The organism is Kutzneria sp. CA-103260 (assembly GCF_018263855.1).
GTDB lineage: Bacteria > Actinomycetota > Actinomycetes > Mycobacteriales > Pseudonocardiaceae > Kutzneria.
Map to the genome: position 1 here is coordinate 5,796,355 of NZ_CP073318.1, position 15,860 is coordinate 5,812,214.

The following is a 15,860-nucleotide window of genomic DNA, read 5'->3' on the forward strand; positions in this document are numbered from 1 at the left end:
CCGCTCTCCAGCAACCGAACTACCGGTTCAGCTCTTCTTGTTGAGGATGTCCTTGGCCTTCTGCGTCATCTCGGCGAACACGTCGTCGCCGCGGCTGCCGCTGAAGTACGCCTCGAACAGCGGCTCCAGCGTCTGTTGGAGGTCGGCGCCGTTGGCGTAGGCCGGCGCGCCGTAGAGCGAGCCGTCCTTGAGGGCCTTGGTGAACACCGACAGGTCGACGCCCTGCTTGGCCATCGCCGCCGCGGCCGAGTCCATCGCGGCCGGGATGGACGGGAAGAACGAGCCGGAGGCGCCGGCCAGCGACTGGCACTCCTGCGATCCCATGTACGAGACCCACTTCCAGGTCAGGTCGGGGTTCTTGGTGCCGGCCCAGATGTTGTTGCCGTTGGAGTTGGACATGTCCGAGCGGGTCTTGCCGTCGGGGCCGAGCACGGTCGGCGCGATGCCCACCTTGACGCCGGGCAGCTTGGCGAAGGTGGCCGCCTCCCACGAGCCGGCGGTCTCCATGGCGATCTTGCCGGTGCCCAGCAGGTCCACGTCGCTGATGGTGGCGGTGCCTTCACCGGCGCTGAACGTGTTGATCTTCGGCGCGAAGCCGCGGTCGGTCAGCGACTTGATGTACTTCATGGTCTTGCCGAACGTCGGGTCGTCGTAGTTGAACTTGGTCGGCCACTGCGGCTTGTCGCCCTGCCGCCAGCCAGTGGTCGACACGAACGAGTTCCACGTGGTCTGGCCGATGAAGTCCTTGGCCGCCAACTGGCCCATGCCATAGGTCGCGACGTGGTTCTTGTCGAAGCCGGGCTCGTCGCCGCGCTTGCCTCCTCCGTCGACCGTCAGGTGGGCCACCATCTTGTCGAAGGTGCCGCCGTTGTCCGGGTTCCAGTTCAGGTTGGCGACGTCCTGCGGCGTGTAGCCGGCCTTGGTCAGCGCGTCGGCGCTGTAGAAGATGGCCGAGGCGGCCCAGTCCAGCGGCAGCGCGTACTGCTTGCCGTCGGTGAACTTCCACGCGTCCACGCCGACCGAGAACTTCTTCAGGTCGAAGTTGTTCTTGCTGATCAGGTCGTCCAGCGGCAGCAGCTGGTGCTGGGAGGCGTAGGCCTGGAAGAACTGCACCGAGTTCTGGAACGCGTCCGGCGCGTTGCCGGCGACGAAACCCGCGGTCAGCTTGGTGAAGTAGGAGTCGACCGCGTACTGCGAGATCTTCACGGTGACGCCGGGATTGGCCTTCTCGAAGGCGGTGGCGCACGACTGGTAGGCCGCGGCCTGCTTGTCGTCCCAGGTCCACCAGTTGACCGTGCCGGTGGACGATCCGGATCCGGAGCCGCCGCAGGCCGACAGTCCGACGACGGACGCGGTCGCCAGCGCGGCCGCGAGCAGCTTCTTCAACATCGGCTATTCCTCGTTTCGATGGGACTGTCCGGAGTGGAGCGTGCGGGCGAACGCCGACAGCGCGATCGCCGAGTCCTCGGCGCCGCCTGCCTCGTGCCCGTTGTGCTCCCACAACCGGATCTGCTTGGGTCCCCAGTACTCGTGATAGGCGCCGAACACCGCCTGCGCCGGCACGACGTCGTCGAGCTGGCCGGCCGAGAACCACGCCGGCGCCTCGGCCCGGCGGGCGAAGGCGATGCCGTCGAAGTAGGCCAGCGTCGACCACACGCGGTCCACGCTGTTGCGGTGAATCGCCAGGTACTTCGTGATTTCCTCGTACGGGAAGGTCCGCACCACCCGGGTCGCCTGCTGGATGTCGGCCAGGAACGGGGCCTGGAAGTGCGCGGCCGTGAGGTCGGGCACCAGGCCGGCGGCGGCCAGCGCGATGCCGGCCCCCTGGCTGTTGCCGATCACCGCGACCCGCTCCGGGTCGACGAAGTCCAGGCTGCGCACGGTGTCCACGGCCCGCACCGCGTCGGTGTAGACCCGGCGGTAGAAGTACTCGTCCCGGTTCTCGATGCCCCGGGTGAGAAAACCCGGGTAGGCCGGCCCGCTGCCGACCGGGTCGGGCGTGTCGCCACTGGCCCAGTCACCACCCTGGCCGCGGACGTCCATGAACAGGTGGGCGTAGCCGGCCGAGGACCACAGCAGGTCCTCCACCGCCGCGCCACGGCCGCTGGCGTAGCCGTGGAACTGCACCACCGCCGGCAGCCTTCCCTTGCGATGCTTGGGAAGTCGGAGCCAGGCGCGGATCGGGTGGCCGCCGAAGCCGGGGAAGGTCACGTCGAACACCTCGACGGTGACCAGGTGCGTCTCGACCGGCGTGATCGTCAGGGCCAGCTCGTGCTGTCGGGCCTCGGCGATGGTGGACGTCCAGAAGTCGTCGAAGTCTTCCGGTTCCTTGTAGGAGCTGCGGTACTCCCAGACGTTCAGCACGCCAGCCGCCTCTCCTCGCCGACCGCGAGGAACAGCTCCTCGCGCTTGCCGGCGTAGTCGACCACGACCGTCCGAAGTGGATCGCCGCTCAGCCGGCGGATGCTCAGGGCGGCCAGGGATCCTTCGCGCCAGGTGAGGTCGGCGGCCAGGCCACCGCGCAGCCGCACACCGGTGAGGGCGCCGCTGGGCCAGCTGCTCGGCAACGCCGGCAACACGCGGATCACGTCGTTGTGGCTCTGCACCAGCATTTCCGCGATGCCGGCCGGGAAACCGTAGTTGCCGTCGATCTGGAACGGCGGGTGCGAGCTGAACAGGTTGGGTAGCAGGCCGCCCCACTGCGAGCCGTCGGTCGGGGCGTTGACGTCCCAGTCGAAACCCAGCGGGCGGGTCGCCTCCAGCAGCAGGGAACGCGCCGTCTCGCCGTCGCCGAGGCGGGCCCGCAGCGCGATCTTCCACGCCCACGACCAGCCCATCGCGCCGTTGCCCCGGCGGTCCATCAGGTTCACCGCGGCCTGCGCCAGCTCCGGCGTCGACTCGGGGTCGATCTGACCCAACGGGTACACGGTCACCAGCTGGGACATGTGCCGGTGCTTGGGGTCGTGCTCGGGCAGGTCGGTGACCCACTCCTGGAGCCAGCCGCCGTCGGAGACGGCCGGCGGGCGCAGCATCGGCAGCGCCTTCTCGATCTCGGCCAGGACCGGGTCAGCGATGTCGGCGATGCGCGCCGCGTCCAGGCACCGCGTGAAGACCGCCCGGATCAGCGCTATGTCCATAGTGGACGAATAGGTCAGCGACTCCGGCCGGCCGTCGACCATGAACAGGTTCTCCGGCGAGGTGGACGGGATGGTGTCGAGCCAGCCCTCCCCCTCCACCAGCCAGTCCAGGCCGAACAAGGCGCAGCCGCGCAGCAGCGGCCAGGCCCGGTTCCTCAGGAACTCCGTGTCACCGGTGAACTCGTAGTGGTCCCAGGCGTGTTGCACGAGCCAGGCGCCGCCCATCATCCACAGCGCCCACGACGGGTTGCCGTGGCCCATGCCGACCGGCAGCGCCCAGCCCCACATGTCGGTGTTGTGGTGGGTGACCCAGCCGCGCGCCCCGTAGAGCTCGCGGGCGACCGTCGTCCCGTTGGCCGCCATCTTGTCCAGCAGGTCGATCAGCGGCAGGTGGCACTGGCCGAGCCCGGTCACCTCGGCCGGCCAGTAGTTCATCTCGGTGTTGATGTTGACGGTGTAGTTGGAGGACCAGGCCGGCCGCAGGTCAGCGTTCCACACGCCCTGGAGGTTGGCCGGCGGGCCGCTGCCCGGCCGCGACGAGGACGCCAGCAGGTACCGGCCGTACTGGAACATCACGGTCGCGGTGAGCTGCTCGTCCCGTCCGGACAAGACGTCGGCGGCCACATCGATCGGGCCGTTGACCTGGCGGCCGATGCGCAGCGAGGTGCCGCCCAACAATGCCCGCAGGTCGGCGTCGTGCTCCCGCAACAACTGCTCTGGGCCCTGGGCCAGTGCCGCGGATACCCGTTCCTCGGCGGCCGCGAAGTGTTCAGTGCGGGTACGAGCGGGCTCGCCGTCCCAGAAGTCCCGTGCCGACGTGGAACTGGCCAGCACGATCAGAGTCTCGGTCGCGCCGGTGATCACCAGAGTCTGGTCCGAAATGGACACTTCGCCGTCAGTGTCAACCTGCACCACGACCGCGCCGAACGGGTCGTAGTCGTCGACCGGGCCGCCGGCGTAGTGCAGCGGCTCGATCACCTGCGGCTCGTGCTCGGGCGCGCCGTCGACCGGGATCTCCACGCCCAGCAGGAATCCCTTGTCCCGCAGGAGCCGGTGCACGACCTTGAGCGGGGAATCCAGCTCCAGCTTGAGATCCGTGCGCCCGGCGACGTGCACGCAGAGCACACCGGCCGGGTGGCTGGCCCACACCGAACGCTCCACCTCGTGGCCGTCCACGGTCAGGAACTCGTGGGCGACACCGTTGTCCAGGTTGAGGGTCCGACTCTGGAGCGTGCCCTCCCCCAACGTCAGCCAGAGATCCGCGAACGGCAGGAACTCCTGGCTGTACGGGCCCTCGAAGGACATCAGCAGCCGCTCGGCGGTCCGGTGGTCGCCGGCGCGGATCGCGGCCCGCATCTCGGCCAGTCGCTCCGGGCCCGCGCCCTGCGTGATCAGGTCGGCCAGGCTGTCGGCCGGTCCGTGCGGGGTGCCCGACCAGACCGTGGAGTCGTTGACCTGCAAGCGGGTCCGGCCCGAACCGCCGAAGACCATGGCCCCCAGCCGGCCGTTGCCGACCGGCGCGGCCTCGATCCACTCCGCCGCCGGCGTCGGCCAGGACAGCACCAAGTCGTCGTGTCGCATCATTTGATCCCGGTGAACCCGATGGAGTTGACAATGCGCCGGCCGAACAGCACGAACAGCAGCAGCATCGGCAAAGCGGCGATGAGGGTGGCGGCCATCAGGCCGGCCCAGTCCACCGCCGTGTTGGGCGAGGACTGCTTGAACACGGCCAGGGCCAGGGTCAGCGGCCGCACGGTGTCGTCGGTGGTGACCATCAGGGGCCAGAAGTAGTCGTTCCAGGTGTTGATGAACGTCAGCAGGCACAGCGTGGCGATCGGCGCGGCGCACATCGGCAGCACGATGCGGAAGAACACCCGCAGCGGCCCGGCCCCGTCGATGGTCGCGGCCTCCTCCACCTCGCTGCTCAGGCCGAGCATGAACTGGCGCAGGAAGAAGATGTTGAACGCGGAGAAGAACGCGCCGGGCAGGATCATGCCGGCGAAGGTGTTGGTCAGGCCCAGGTTCTTCACCAGCACGAAGTTCGGGATCAGGGTGAAGATGCCCGGCACCATCAGCGCGCACAGCAGGATCGAGAACACCACCTCGCGGCCGCGCCAGCGCAGCCGGGAGAAGGCGTAGGCGGCGGTGGCCGAGCAGAACACCACCAGCGCGGTCTGCACGCCGGCGTAGACCAGCGAGTTGCGCAGGTACAGCGCGGTGTCCAGGGAGGCGCCGGAGCCGCCCTCGGCCTGGGCCTCGGCCACCGAGGCCAGCCCGAGCGCCCGCTTGAACGCGCCCCAGGTGAAGTCCACCGGCAGCAGCGAGGACGGGTCGGTGTGCAGCGCGAAGTTGTTGGACAGCGCGGTGCGCAGGATCCAGTAGAACGGGAACAGCGTGACCAGGATGATCACGGCCAGGTAGATCCAGGCCAGGGCCCGACCGACCGAGGGCCGGTTGGTGACGGAACGAGTTGCCACGACCGCATCTCCTCTCAGTTGAGGTCGGACTCGCTGGCGCGGGTCATCCGGAGCTGGGTGAAGGTGATGGCGATCAGCATCACGAACAGGGCCAGCGACATCGTCGCCGCGTAGCCGAAGTCGAACTGGGTGAAAGCCTTGTTGTAGATGTACATCTGCAGCACCAGCGAGGCGTTCTCCGGGCCACCCTTGGTGGTCACCTGGACGATGTCGAACACCTGGAAGGAGCCGATCACGGTCAGGATCACCACCATCACCAGGATGTTGCGCAGCAGCGGCACGGTCAGCCGGCGGAACATCTGGAACTCGGTGGCGCCGTCGACCCGGCCGGCCTCGTAGATGGTGGCGGGAATGGTCTGCAGGCCGGCGAAGATGAGAATCGCGTTGTATCCCATGGACTTCCACACGCTGATGGCGGCCAGCGAGGGCACCGCCAGCGCGCTGTCACCGAAGAACAGCAGCGGATGTCCGGTGATCTTGACCAGCAGCGAGTTGATGACGCCCAGCCCCGGGTCCATCATCCAGGACCAGGTCATCGCCGCGACCACGCCGGAGATCAGGAACGGCAACAGGATCAGGCCGCGGATCAGGGTGGACCTGGTCAGCCGGTGCATGATCACCGCGGTCACCAGCGAGATCAGGATGCCGAACACCACCGACAGCAGCACGAAGTAGACCGTCACCCACAGGGAGTGCCAGAACACGTCGTCGCCGAACAGCTCGCGGAAGTTGTCCAGGCCGACCCAGTTGGGCGGGGACAGCACGTGGAAGTCGGTGAAGCTGTAGTAGATGCCCTGGATCGTCGGGTAGGCGAAGAACACCGCGAAGCCGACGACGGCGGGTGTGATCATGATCAGGGCGATCGGCAGGTGGCCCCGCTTGACGCCCCGGACGCGTCGGCGACGTGCCGTGGCGACCGGCGCCACCGCCAGTGTCTCCTGTGTCGCGGTCACCACGGCATGTCCCCTCTCAACTCAGATGGTGATCTTGTCGATGTCGGCCACGTAGTCCTGCGGCGTGGGGCCGTTGAACTCCACCACATTGCTGCCGCCGGCCTTGAGCGTGATCGGCACCACCGCGGTCTGCGGCGTGTTCCAGTCGTTGTCGTTGCTGCCGGCCAGCGGCAGGCGGAACGGCACGCCGTTCACCGTCACCTGGGCGGTGCGGCCGGAGTCACCGTCCACATAGGAGACCGTCATCAGGTAGGTGCCGTCCTTGGGGGCCCAGACGTTGGGGAACCTCAGGTCGCCGGTGCCGCCGAGGTTGCCGACCTTCTTGCCGCCCGAGCACGGGCCGCAGTCGTTGACCGACGCGCCGCCGGAGATCGTGTTCACCGAGGCCTCGGCCTCGTAGTTGATCGACCCGTTCTTGTCCGCCGTGGACACCGTGAACGTTGTGCTGGGCGCGGACTTCCTGCCGTCCTTGCCCACGGCCACCACGGTGAATTCGAACGTGCTCGACGCGGCCAGGCTGGCCACGGTCGCCGAGGTGCCACTGGTGGTCAGCAGGCGGGTGGTGCCGTTGTAGATCTCGTAGCTCTTGGCGGCGGTGCTGCCGCTGTAGGACGGATCCCAGGCCAGGGTCACGCTGTTGCCGGCGGCGGTGGTGCCGGACGCGGCGGTGGCGTGCAGGCCGCCGGGCGGGTTCGGCGCGCTGTCCTTGCCGGTCGGGGTGATCTTCAGCAGCTGCGAGCCGTGGGTGGGCAGCTGCGCGGAGATGGTGCCCGAGGCGTTGGCGAGATCCTTGCGGCTCCACAGGTCCCGCACCTTGACCGAGCCGGTGATGCCCAACTGGGCCAGGTTGGCCGAGACGGTCGCGGTGGCGTCGCCCAGGTTGAACAGCGCCACCGTGTAGCTGCCGTCCTTGTTGCGGGCGTACCAGGTCTGCTGCTGGGTGGACTGGCTCAGCGGCTTGGCCGCGATGCCGGCCTGGTCGACCGCGATGACTTCGTCGTTGGTCAGCAGGGAAAGGCCGTAGGAGTCGAGCTTGGTCAGGTCGTCGCCGGCGTAGAGCGGGGCCGCCTCGATCGCCCACAGGGTCATGTAGCTCTGGCGCTCGGCGTCGGTGATGCCGTCCATCTGCCCGTTGCCGACGTCGAGGGAGTCCAGGTTGTTCCAGTAGCCGGGGCCGGCGTCGGGGATCCACTGCACCACGTCGGTGAAGCGCTGCTTGACCGAGTTGTTCCAGGTGACGATGGTGTCGCAGTAGCACTCGACGTCGGTCTCGACGCGGGCGCCGTTGGAGTTGGCCTTCCAGACACTGGCCTGGCGGTGGCTCAGGCCCCAGGAGATGACGAACTGGATCCTGCGGCCGGTCTTGGCCAGCGCGGTGTTCCAGGCCTGCACGTCGCTGGTGTTGTCGTAGTTGGCCCCGCCCTGGAAGGAACCCGGGCCGACGCCGTCCAGCTTCAGGAAGTCGACACCCCAGCCGGCCAGCTCGTTGGCGATGGAGTTGGTGTACGCCTGCGAGCAGGGGTTGCTGAAGTCGATCTTGTACGAGCTGTTCCAGCCGTTGGTGGTGCGCAGGTCGGGGTAGACCAGGTCGCGGGTGTAGCAGCCCTTGGCTCCGTAGATCGGCGTGTTGCCGTTGTTGTAGGCGCGGATGTCCAGGCCGACGGCCAGGTAGGCGCCGAACTTCAGACCCTTGCGGTGGATGTAGTCACCGAGATACTTCATGCCGTGTGGGAAGGTGGTGGCGTTGGCCAGCGGCCGGGCGTAGCTGTCGAAGCCACCCATCCAGCCCGCGTCCACGTTGACGTACTCGTAACCGTGCGACTTGAGCGTGCTGGCCACGACGTCGGTCTGCTTCATGACATTGGCTTCGTTGAGCCAACTGGCCGGGCCGGTCGGGTTCACCCCGGGGTAGTTCGTCGACTCCAGGCTCCAGCTGCTCCAGCCCAGGTAGGGCTTGTCGGCGCCGTCGGCCTTGGCCGGCTTGGCGTCCGGGGCCGCGGCGGCCGACGGAACCTGCGCCACCGTGATCGCGAGCAGGGCCGCGGCCGCCGCTGTCAGCAGCCGCGTCGTTCTCCGACTCATCGAAACTCCATCTCAGTCGCACCGTTGCTGACTGTCCACAAGGGACACTGTTGGTCAGGCGACCCGCAGGTCGTCCATGGCGTCCCGGTTCCAGGCGATGCCCAGTCCCGGCATGTCCGGTGCGACGGCACAGCCGTCCACAACGGACATCTCCCCAGTGGTGATGGCCCGCAGCTGCGGGATGTGCTCGACGAACCGGCCGTTGGGCACGGCGGCCGCCAGGCTCACGTGCAGCTCCATCAGGAAATGCGGACAGACCTCCGCGTTGAACGTCTCAGCGGTGTGCGCGACCTTCAGCCACGGCGTGATGCCGCCGATGCGCGCCACATCCACCTGCACGACCGAGGCCGCGCCACGGTGCAGGTACTCGCGGAACTGCGCCACCGAGTACAGCGACTCGCCGACGGCGATCGGGATGTTGGTGGCGTGGGCCAACCGTTCGTGCGCCGCCACGTCGTCGGCCGGCAGCGGCTCCTCCAGCCAGGTCAGGCCCAGCGGCGCGAACAACTCGGCCCGGCGCAGCGCCTCGGCCAGCGTCATCGACTGGTTGGCGTCGACCATGACCGGGAAGTGCGGGCCGACCGCCTCCCGCACCGCGGCCAGCCGGGCCGCGTCCTCGGCCCCGCTGGGCTTGCCGACCTTGACCTTGATGCCGCGCCAGCCCGCGTCCCTGGCCTTCAGCGCGCCGGCCACCAGCTCGTCGGTGTTCAGGTGCAGCCAGCCCGTTTCGGTGTCGTACAAGGGAACCCGCGACTGGAAGCCGCCGGCCACCCGCCACAGCGGCTCGCCCGCGCGGATGCACCGCAGATCCCACAGCGCGGTGTCGACGGCGGCCAGGGCCAGCGAGGTGATCGCACCGACGGTGGTGGCCCGGGTCGACGCGAACAGGTCGTGCCAGACGGCCTCGACACGGGTGGCGTCCGCACCGACCAGCCGCGGCAGCAGGTGGTCGCGCAGCAGGGCCAGCACGGCGGTGCCACCGGTGCCGATCGTGTAGGTGTAGCCCAGGCCGACCGCACCGTCATCGGTGGTCAGCTCGACGAAGACCGTCTCCTGGGACAGGAACGCCTGCACCGCGTCCGTGCGCACCTGCTCGACCTCGAGGTCCACCAGGAACGCCTCGGCCTTGCGGACTGTGGCCACGCCTCGCCCTCCATCGGGTTCGGTCTTCATGGATCCTATACGATCGGTGGTACGTGATTGTTAACGCGGCTTTGCCGGGTGTCAATGGGTCGTGTTTCAGCCGTTACCGGGCCGTGTCGGGGTCCCAAGATCCGCCCGCGCGTACACTCCTCGACATGCCGCCGGCAGCCGCCTTCCACCATCGGGTAGACGAGGGCGTCGTCGAAAAGGGCAGTGCCCGCCAGACATTCGCGCTCCCGGTCGGCGGACAGAGCCTCCAGTACACGGGCACTCTGGGGCGGCCGGGCACCGGCTTTCGGACCGTGACGCGGCTGCTGATCGGCGGCGTGACCACGTTCGACTGGACCTATCAGGGCACCGGCGCGCACACCGAGCGGACCGAGTCGCTGATCCGACTGTCCCCCAACGGGTTGACCTATCTGTGCGTATGCGTGGAGGGCACCACCCGGATCCGCCACCGCGGCGCCGACCTGCTGCTCAAGCCCGGCCGGGCCGCGCTCTGCTCGACCGTGAACCCGTTGGAGGCCCGGCACTCCACGCAGAACCGGCTGCTCACCGTCTACGTCGACGCGGCCCGGCTGGAGAGCCAGGTGCCCGGCGTCAACCGGCTGGTCGGCAGCACGCTGGCCGTGGAGGGCGTCGGGGAACTGCTGGTGCAGCACATTCTCGCCACCATGAAGGCGGCGTCCGGTCTGGACAGTGCCGGGCTGGCCGCCGCCTCCGAGGCCGTGTCGGATCTGCTCGTCGGCACCCTGTCCCGACGGGCCCAGCCCGTGTCACCGGCGCTGGAGGCCCAGATCAGCGCCTACATCGACAGTTGGCTCGGCGACCCCGAACTGTCGGTGGAGCGCATCGCCGCCGCCCACCACATCTCCGTGCGCACCCTGCACCGCGTGTTCCAGCAGCGCGGCGAGACCGTGTCCACGCACATCAAGAACCGGCGCCTCGACGGCTGCCACGCCGACCTGCTGGCCCGCCCCGACCTGATGATCGGGGCGATCTGCGCGAAGTGGGGCATCACGGACATCGCCCACTTCTCCCGCCAGTACAAGTCCCGCTTCGGCTGCACCCCCACCGACACCCGCGACCAGCGCCTCAACCTGGGCAGCCTCCCCACCCGCTAACCCCCGCCTTTTCCGCCACATGTGGTCCACATGTGGCGCTGAGAGTCGACTGTGGCGCACATGTGGCATTTCGGCGGTGGTGTGGGGCAACAGCAGAGACAAGCAGTGCTCGGTTGGTGGCTCAGCCGAGCATCAACCGCAAAGGGGCGGCGAGGGTCCAGGCCAAGTCAGCGTCGAAGTGAACCGCTTCGTCCAGCAGCAACTCGACCGCCGCACGGAAGGCCCGGCGCAGCTCGGCCTCCTCCAGCGAGCCGACCAGTGTTGCCAAGGCGGCCTTGGTTTCACTGGGCGGGAGCAGGTGCAGTCCCCGTCCCTGGCTGGCCGGCACGTCGTGGCGCAGGCACATGAGCGTCAGCACGGCGTTGCGGAGGCCACCCAGCATGTATTCGGCCTGCCAGTCACGGCCACGCTCGATGCTCGAACGCACGTGCAGGGCGTACAGCCAGGCCATGTCGATCTCGGCCCGGGCGCTCGGCGGGGTGACCGGCGGCTGCTCGGCAGCGGTCCCGAACAACAGCCGGAAGGTCGGCGCGGTGGCCCCGAACTCGGCCGCCGGCACGAACGCGATGTCCACCTGGAGCGTGTCCGGCAGCAGGAACACCCGGTAGATCGCCGAGCGGGACGGCACATCCATGTGGTGGACAACGCCGTGCTCCCGATAGAGGAATGCAGTCCAGTCGGCCATCACCTCGTCGCGGTCGCCGTCGATGCCCAGCGCGAAGTCGATGTCCGACCACCGGTCCGCCCCGCCCAACGCGCCCGACCCGGTCAGCGCCGCCCCACTGATCCGGCCGTCCCTGCGGGCGCGGTCGATCAAGACGGTCAGCAGGCGGTCACGGTCCTGGGGCGTGAAGATGGTCATGAGCTCATACTGCCGGCATGAGATTCCGGACCACCGTGCTGCTGGGCGGCAAGACCGCGACCGGGCTGCTGGTACCGCCCGAGGTGATCGAGGCGCTCGCCGCCGGCCGGCAGCCCAAGGTGCAGGTCACCGTCGGCGGGCACACCTACCGGAGTTCCGTCGGCGTGCGCGGCGGCCAGTTCCTCATCCCGCTCAGCGCCGAGAACCGGACCGCCGCCGGCGTCGCCGCCGGGGACGAGGTCGACGTGGAGGTCACCCTCGACACCGCGCCCCGCGAGGTCGAGGTGCCGGCCGACCTGGCTGCCGTGTTCGCCGCCGACCCCGAGGCCCAGCGCCTGTTCGACGGCCTGCCGTTCACCCACCGCAAGGAGTACGTGCGGTGGATCGAGGAGGCGAAGAAGCCCGAGACCCGGCAGAACCGGCTGGGCAAGACGGTGGAGCGGCTGAAGGGCGGAAGTTGATCTGCCGGAACTCGACACATGGCTGCCGGAGAGCGGGACTCGCGGGGTTCAGCCGCTGAAGAGGCTGAACAGGTACTTGCGGTGGCGCAGCAGCAGGCCGGCGATCAGGAAGCCGAGGCCGGACAGGCCGAGCTGGCCGCTGTTGACCACGATGCCGAGCACGAAGCAGCACAGGCCGAACGCCCACATGAACTCCAGCGTCCACCGGTACCGGTCCAGGATGCTGCCGCCGAGGCGGATGGCGAGCGCCGGGTACTGGGCGGTCAGGCCGCGTTCGATCTCGTCCAGCTGACGGCGTTCGTGCTGACTGAGCATTCCGGCTCCACTCGTCCAGGCGGCGACTGCGCTCCCATATACCGGCGCGACCCGCACCCGGTTCACTGGCAGCCGAACCCGGTGCTGGATAGCCTGATCGCCGGAGGTCAGGTGAACGGGTCGAGACGCGAGGACGTGGACAGGGCGAGGGCGCACGCCGTCCCGCTGGCCCTGCGGTTCAGCGGCCTACCCGGAGAGCTGGCCGGCATGCGCAAAGTGGTGCGGGACTGGGCGTCCTCGGCGGGCCTGTCCGGCGAGCTGCTGGAGGACCTGCAGCTGGTGGTGGGCGAGGCCGCGGCCAACGCCATCGAGCACGGCTACCGCTCGGGCGAGCCGGGGTCGGTGGACCTGTGGCTGGCGGTGGACGACAACGGCGCGGTGCACGGCCGGGTCCGCGACTACGGAACGTGGCGACAGCAGCCGGCGGACCCCGGTGACCGGGGCCGAGGGCTGGCGTTGATCCGGGCGCTGTCAACCCAGGTGAGCCTGAACCGCAGGTCAGACGGCACCGAGGTGTCTTTCACCCTGCCTGACATGTGACCCGCATCACATCACGTTTGGGTTAGTACCGGCCTGGGTATCCCCGCTGGACCTACCACTGATCCGCGGGGGGCGAAGCATGAACGTCGCACCGAACAGCGAGGCGGCCCTCGGCCTCGGCCGCTACGTGACCGCGGTCGCGCGCCTGCTCGGCGTGCCGGCGGACGCCATGTACCACGAGGTCGGCGACCTCGCGTCGGCCTACATCGCGCTGCCCAACCGGCATCCCCTGTTCATCGAGTACGACCTGATGCTGGTCTGGGACGAGCGGCACGGCTGGTCGATCGGGCTCGAGGTGGACACCCTCGACGGTCCGGTGGTGCTCAGCTACCTCGGCCCCGACCCGCTGCCCACGCCCGGTCGGATCCGGCACTTCGTCGACGAGGTGGTCGTGGGCAACTGCCCGGGTCAGCCCAATCCGCCGCGTTGCCGGTCCCGGGAGCGGCTGGCCGACCGGCTGGCCAAGTTCGTCACCGCCTAGCGTGGTGTACTGCCGGGTGTGATGGCGCCCGAGGAGACCGAACCGGAACGGCTGGCCCGCAATCTCGCCGAGCTGCTCCAGGAGTTGCGCGTCGCGCAGAACGGCGTGCAGGTGCTGTTCGGTTTCCTGCTCACGCTGGCCTTCACCGATCGCTACGCCAACGCCGGCCACCTGGTGCACGTGACCCACGTGGTGACCACCTCGCTGGCCGCCGGCTCGGCGGCGTTCCTGATCGCGCCGGCCGCCTGGCACCGGATCCTGTTCCGGCACGGGCACCGCGAGCAGATCATCCGCACCGCGTCGGTGTCCGCGCTGGTCGGACTGATCCTGCTGGCCGCGGCCATGACCGGGACCGTGCTGATGATCGGCTACATGGTGTTCGGCGCCCTGCTGGGCGCGCTGCTGTCGGCCGGGTTCGGGCTGCTGTTCCTGACGCTGTGGTTCATCCTGCCGCTCTGGATGCGGATCGCGCCGCGCTAGGCATACCTTTACGCGGTGGCATTCCGGCACGAGGCCTTCGGCTACGACGGCGAGGAGGGCTTCGTCGCCCAGGTGACCGCCTTCGCGCGGGCCGGGCTGGCCGAGGACGCCGCGGTGCTGGTGATCGCGCCGGCCGAGCGGTTGGACCTGGCCCGGGACGGGCTGGGCGCGGACGGCCATGGCGTCGAGTTCCTGGACATGCTGGACGTCGGCCACAACCCGGCGCGGATCATCCCGCTGTGGCGGGAGTTCCTGGACCGCAACCAGGGCCGGCCCTGTCGGGGCGTCGGCGAGCCGGTGCACGCGGGGCGACGGGCGGCGGCGCTGGTCGAGTGCCACCAGCACGAGGTGCTGCTGAACGTCGCGTTCGCCGACACCGACTGGCGACTGCTGTGCGCGTACGCGCTCCCCGAGCCGGCGCCGGCCCGAGCCAGCCATCCGTGGTGGGAGGGTGCGTCGAATCCCGCCTTCGACGCACGGCATCGCGGCTGCACGCTGGCCCAACCGCTGCCGGAGCCCTTCGGCCCGACCACGCTGCTGCGGTTCGACCTGGACGGCGTGACCGGGGTGCGGGAGTACATCGCCGGCAAGGCACGCCAGCAGGGCCTCGACGCCGACGCCGTCGAACGGCTCGCGCTGGCCGTGCACGAGGTGATGGTGAACAGCGTCGACCACGGCGGTGGCGGCGGCATGGTGCGGCTGTGGGCCGAGGACGGCGACCTGGTGTGCGAGGTGCGGGACGAGGGCGTGATCACTGATCCGCTCGTCGGACGTCACCGGCCGACACCGGCCCAGCCGCGCGGGCGGGGCATGTGGATGGTCAACCAACTGTGCGACTTGGTACAGGTGCGGTCCTCGCCCGAAATCGGCACCGTGGTGCGGTTGCGGATCGCCGGAACGGGTATCCCCCAAGGATGACGAAGCTCGCGCACGGTCAGGAACGCGCACTGGGTCAGTTGGTCTCGGCGGGCACGTTGTCCCAGCGGGAGGCCGACGCCGTGCGTGACGCGCTGACCGACGCGGAGCCAACACCGGTGCGCCGGCGGATCGCCGAGCTGGTCGGCTACGTCGGCGGCGCGCTGCTGCTGGCCGGGGCCGCCCTCGTGGTCGGCACCTCGTGGGACGCCTTCTCCCACGCCGGGCGGGTGTGGCTGCTGGTCGGCGTGACGGTGGTGCTGATCGGGGCCGCCGTCGCCCTGCGCAACCGGGTCACCGGCGTGCTGCTGGCGCTGGGCGCGCTGACCGGCGGTCTGGCCGGCTCGGTCGCCCTCGACACGCATCCGGCGCTGGCCGGCGGGCTCGCCGGGCTGGTGCTCGCGGTCGCCGGCTACGCCGCCTGGCCGGCGGTGTTCGCGCTGCCGGTGGCCGGTCTGGCCGGCGCGTCGGCGATGGTCGGTCTGGTCGACCTGGCCGGGCTGTCGCCGTCGTGGACCGGTGGCGGGCTGCTGCTGCTCGCCGCCGCCTGGGCTGTGCTGGTCGGCACGGAAGTCGTTCGGCACCGTGCCACCGGCGCCGGTGTGGCCGCCGCCCTGGCCCTGATCGGCGCGCAGTTCCCGGAGCACGCGTTCATCGTGTACTCGACGACGTTCGTCGTGGCGCTGGTGTGTTTCGGCTGCTATCTCGCCGACCGGATGCCCATCCTGCTCATCGGCGGGGTGATCGGCATGACCACCGCGGTGCCGGAGGCGGTGTGGGACTGGACCCGCGGCGCGATCAGCGAGGCGATCCTGGTGCTGATCGCCGGCGCGGTGCTGCTGGGAGCCGGCGGCCTCGGGCTACGCGTCCACCGGCCCTGACGCGAGCGG

The 15,860-nt window shown here is 69.4% G+C and carries 16 protein-coding genes; 7 read left to right on the forward strand and 9 right to left on the reverse strand.

Annotated features, from left to right (window positions below):
- Nucleotides 1-27: 27 nt before the first annotated feature.
- The 7 genes from JJ691_RS25295 to JJ691_RS25325 are packed head-to-tail and all read right to left on the reverse strand — an operon-like array spanning nucleotide 28 to nucleotide 9,792.
- Nucleotides 28-1,389, reverse strand: a complete 1,362-nt coding sequence (locus JJ691_RS25295) for an ABC transporter substrate-binding protein (RefSeq protein ID WP_211771190.1) — start codon at nucleotides 1,387-1,389, stop codon at nucleotides 28-30.
- 3 nt (nucleotides 1,390-1,392) lie between these two features.
- The gene (locus JJ691_RS25300; protein WP_211771191.1) at nucleotides 1,393-2,364 is read right to left on the reverse strand and encodes an acetylxylan esterase; all 972 of its coding nucleotides are present in this window, start codon (nucleotides 2,362-2,364) and stop codon (nucleotides 1,393-1,395) included.
- Entirely contained in the window at nucleotides 2,358-4,718 is a 2,361-nt protein-coding gene (locus tag JJ691_RS25305; RefSeq protein ID WP_211771192.1) for a glycoside hydrolase family 95 protein, read from the reverse strand. The genes JJ691_RS25300 and JJ691_RS25305 overlap by 7 nt, the downstream gene beginning before the upstream one ends.
- Nucleotides 4,718-5,614 (reverse strand): carbohydrate ABC transporter permease, encoded by an 897-nt coding sequence (locus JJ691_RS25310; protein ID WP_211771193.1) that lies wholly within the window; start codon nucleotides 5,612-5,614, stop codon nucleotides 4,718-4,720. Before JJ691_RS25310 ends, JJ691_RS25305 begins: the two co-directional genes overlap by 1 nt.
- Before the next feature lie 14 nt (nucleotides 5,615-5,628).
- Entirely contained in the window at nucleotides 5,629-6,567 is a 939-nt protein-coding gene (locus tag JJ691_RS25315) for a carbohydrate ABC transporter permease (protein ID WP_211771194.1), read from the reverse strand.
- 21 nt (nucleotides 6,568-6,588) lie between these two features.
- On the reverse strand, nucleotides 6,589-8,649 hold the full coding sequence (locus JJ691_RS25320) for a fibronectin type III domain-containing protein (RefSeq protein ID WP_211771195.1): 2,061 nt from the start codon (nucleotides 8,647-8,649) through the stop codon (nucleotides 6,589-6,591).
- 54 nt (nucleotides 8,650-8,703) lie between these two features.
- The gene (locus JJ691_RS25325; RefSeq protein ID WP_211762147.1) at nucleotides 8,704-9,792 is read right to left on the reverse strand and encodes a mandelate racemase/muconate lactonizing enzyme family protein; all 1,089 of its coding nucleotides are present in this window, start codon (nucleotides 9,790-9,792) and stop codon (nucleotides 8,704-8,706) included.
- 155 nt (nucleotides 9,793-9,947) lie between these two features.
- On the opposite strand from JJ691_RS25325, the gene JJ691_RS25330 reads away from it, so the two are divergent.
- Nucleotides 9,948-10,916, forward strand: coding sequence for a helix-turn-helix domain-containing protein (locus JJ691_RS25330; protein ID WP_211762148.1), 969 nt, complete (start codon nucleotides 9,948-9,950; stop codon nucleotides 10,914-10,916).
- Nucleotides 10,917-11,037: 121 nt separating this feature from the next.
- Here JJ691_RS25330 and JJ691_RS25335 read toward each other — a convergent pair whose 3' ends face one another.
- Nucleotides 11,038-11,778 carry a nucleotidyltransferase domain-containing protein gene (locus JJ691_RS25335; protein ID WP_249227000.1) on the reverse strand — a complete coding sequence of 247 codons (741 nt, stop codon included), beginning with the start codon at nucleotides 11,776-11,778 and terminating at the stop codon, nucleotides 11,038-11,040.
- A 17-nt stretch (nucleotides 11,779-11,795) separates the two neighbouring features.
- Here JJ691_RS25335 and JJ691_RS25340 point away from each other — a divergent pair, with 17 nt between their 5' ends.
- On the forward strand, nucleotides 11,796-12,239 hold the full coding sequence (locus JJ691_RS25340; RefSeq protein WP_211762149.1) for a YdeI/OmpD-associated family protein: 444 nt from the start codon (nucleotides 11,796-11,798) through the stop codon (nucleotides 12,237-12,239).
- Nucleotides 12,240-12,287: 48 nt separating this feature from the next.
- Here the strand turns inward: JJ691_RS25340 and JJ691_RS25345 are convergent, their stop codons facing one another.
- Nucleotides 12,288-12,554 (reverse strand): DUF3040 domain-containing protein, encoded by a 267-nt coding sequence (locus JJ691_RS25345; RefSeq protein ID WP_211762150.1) that lies wholly within the window; start codon nucleotides 12,552-12,554, stop codon nucleotides 12,288-12,290.
- Between the two features lie 111 nt (nucleotides 12,555-12,665).
- Here JJ691_RS25345 and JJ691_RS25350 point away from each other — a divergent pair, with 111 nt between their 5' ends.
- From JJ691_RS25350 to JJ691_RS25370, 5 genes are all read left to right on the forward strand, one after another.
- Nucleotides 12,666-13,094 (forward strand): ATP-binding protein, encoded by a 429-nt coding sequence (locus JJ691_RS25350; RefSeq protein ID WP_211762151.1) that lies wholly within the window; start codon nucleotides 12,666-12,668, stop codon nucleotides 13,092-13,094.
- Between the two features lie 79 nt (nucleotides 13,095-13,173).
- A complete protein-coding gene (locus tag JJ691_RS25355; RefSeq protein ID WP_211762152.1) occupies nucleotides 13,174-13,575 on the forward strand; it encodes a DUF6292 family protein in 402 nt (133 codons plus the stop codon).
- Between the two features lie 21 nt (nucleotides 13,576-13,596).
- Nucleotides 13,597-14,055, forward strand: a complete 459-nt coding sequence (locus JJ691_RS25360) for a DUF6328 family protein (RefSeq protein ID WP_249227001.1) — start codon at nucleotides 13,597-13,599, stop codon at nucleotides 14,053-14,055.
- A 15-nt stretch (nucleotides 14,056-14,070) separates the two neighbouring features.
- Nucleotides 14,071-14,973, forward strand: coding sequence for a sensor histidine kinase (locus tag JJ691_RS25365; RefSeq protein WP_211762154.1), 903 nt, complete (start codon nucleotides 14,071-14,073; stop codon nucleotides 14,971-14,973).
- Nucleotides 14,970-15,851: a hypothetical protein gene (locus tag JJ691_RS25370; RefSeq protein ID WP_211762155.1), complete on the forward strand. Its 882-nt coding sequence runs from the start codon at nucleotides 14,970-14,972 to the stop codon at nucleotides 15,849-15,851. Before JJ691_RS25365 ends, JJ691_RS25370 begins: the two co-directional genes overlap by 4 nt.
- The last annotated feature ends 9 nt before the right edge of the window (nucleotides 15,852-15,860 follow it).

Coding starts and splice junctions, on each gene's coding strand:
- JJ691_RS25295 (WP_211771190.1), bottom strand. CDS start 1,389: ATGTTGAAGAAGCTGCTCGCGGCCGCGCTGGCGACCGCGTCCGTCGTC.
- JJ691_RS25305 (WP_211771192.1), bottom strand. CDS start 4,718: ATGCGACACGACGACTTGGTGCTGTCCTGGCCGACGCCGGCGGCGGAG.
- JJ691_RS25320 (WP_211771195.1), bottom strand. CDS start 8,649: ATGAGTCGGAGAACGACGCGGCTGCTGACAGCGGCGGCCGCGGCCCTG.
- JJ691_RS25330 (WP_211762148.1), top strand. CDS start 9,948: ATGCCGCCGGCAGCCGCCTTCCACCATCGGGTAGACGAGGGCGTCGTC.
- JJ691_RS25335 (WP_249227000.1), bottom strand. CDS start 11,778: ATGACCATCTTCACGCCCCAGGACCGTGACCGCCTGCTGACCGTCTTG.
- JJ691_RS25340 (WP_211762149.1), top strand. CDS start 11,796: ATGAGATTCCGGACCACCGTGCTGCTGGGCGGCAAGACCGCGACCGGG.
- JJ691_RS25345 (WP_211762150.1), bottom strand. CDS start 12,554: ATGCTCAGTCAGCACGAACGCCGTCAGCTGGACGAGATCGAACGCGGC.
- JJ691_RS25355 (WP_211762152.1), top strand. CDS start 13,174: ATGAACGTCGCACCGAACAGCGAGGCGGCCCTCGGCCTCGGCCGCTAC.
- JJ691_RS25360 (WP_249227001.1), top strand. CDS start 13,597: ATGGCGCCCGAGGAGACCGAACCGGAACGGCTGGCCCGCAATCTCGCC.
- JJ691_RS25370 (WP_211762155.1), top strand. CDS start 14,970: ATGACGAAGCTCGCGCACGGTCAGGAACGCGCACTGGGTCAGTTGGTC.